Source organism: Leptothoe sp. LEGE 181152, from assembly GCF_032906605.1.
Lineage (GTDB): Bacteria > Cyanobacteriota > Cyanobacteriia > Phormidesmidales > Phormidesmidaceae > Leptothoe > Leptothoe turfae.
The window spans coordinates 1-1,534 of record NZ_JASATU010000020.1 but is presented as its reverse complement, the minus strand read 5'-3'; the positions used below and the strand labels follow the sequence as shown (position 1 = coordinate 1,534).

Annotated in this window: 1 protein-coding gene; it reads right to left on the bottom strand. The window is 50.3% G+C overall.

Annotated features, from left to right (window positions below):
- Position 1: 1 nt before the first annotated feature.
- On the bottom strand, positions 2–1,384 hold the full coding sequence (locus QGP82_RS13015; RefSeq protein ID WP_499059531.1) for a transposase family protein: 1,383 nt from the start codon (positions 1,382–1,384) through the stop codon (positions 2–4).
- Positions 1,385–1,534: the final 150 nt, after the last annotated feature.

Sequence of the window (1,534 nt, the reverse complement as noted above, 5' to 3'; positions counted from 1 at the left end):
CCTAAGTTTTGCCCAAATTAATGGCGACTTGCTCTGAGGAGAGAAGGGTTTCCAGCCCCCGTATCCAAGGTCTGACCAGAGAATCCGCTGCATTGATTAGAATTTCAATTAAGTACCCCTGTGAGTCGAACACGAGTTTTCCAGAGGTGGTAAACACATCCCTCATTAATCTTACAAAGCCAATGTGTTTGAGGTTCGGTTGTGCCTCCGTCAACCACTGATGAGCCCACACTAAAACATTGTGAGCCAACGCTTCCAATTGGGTGAGCACTTGCTGAGCTTCAAAGTGTTTCTTATTTCGCTTCTTAATCTTGAGAGCTTGATGATCTTGCTTGAAAGAGGTTTCGACGGCTCCGCCTCGCTGGTCATAACAGTAGGCATAGGCCAACCAGAGGGCATCCGGGTCATCCAAGATAACGGATTCAATATCCGTCAGTGAGGCGATATCATCAGGCATGAGATTGGTGATGAGTAGACCGACACCCCACTGCCCATTGTTTTTGCGACAGCGAACAGCAATACGAAGAACGGGTTTATCATATTCGGGGGCAGGTGCGGTGACCAGTCCCACTTGCCGTCCTGGATGACACGGATCATCTACCCACTGGGCAACTGTCTTGGCCGCCTTTCGAGCACGCGCAGTGCTGTAATCTTTGGTTAAGATGAGATAGTCTCGGTTTAACAGCCAGTTCACATCAGCTTGGGTACCACCACCACTATCAATGCGGACCAGGGTACGGGCTCGTTTCTCAGAGGATTGGTCTGTTCCCAAGGTCTGTTCTGTAGCTTGAATCAACGGTTGGAGGGCTTTAGCTAATTGGGTTTTGCCTTCAAAGACTCGCTCCACCACAATTTCGTTGTAGCGACTCGCTAAGACACGCCCCCGCTGACGTCCCCGGCGATTTCGTTGCTTCGCGAAATACCCTTTGGTGGCAAACGCGGCTTTCGGTCCACAGGGTTGGCCACTCATATCAGCATCGAGAACTTGAATCTCTGCGCTATAGTCATGCCGATACCCGTGAGCGTGACGACGGTAGATCTCAGCGATAGCCGATTCCATTTGCTCAACGGTCTCTGCTGTACTCGCATCCAGGGTCTCTTGTATCACCGACTGCTCAGCACAACGGTCTCGACCAAACGCCTTTTGAAGGCCGGGGTCACTGCGCACCAATTTGTTGACCTCGACAATCCCCTGAGCACCACTCAGAATGCCAACAAACCCATCGTAGAGTTTTTCTGTCGGCGTATCTTTCACGCTCTTTTGCGGGATCTTCACCTGGTCGCTGATGGGACCAAATAGATCCAAGTGGGTCAATTTTGTACCCACACCCGCCAGGAAGCTACGCGCTGAATAGTGACTTTCTGACTCGTTGGCAGACGTCAAGACGGGGGGATAGACTGTACGGTATCCATTGTGATGCACCTTAAAAACGATGGTTTGTTTTTCAAGGGTTCATCACCTTTCCTCTTTTGGCAATACGTTCAGCGATTCGGCATTGAGCATCGTGCCTTTTATTTGGCCTAAATTTAGGTA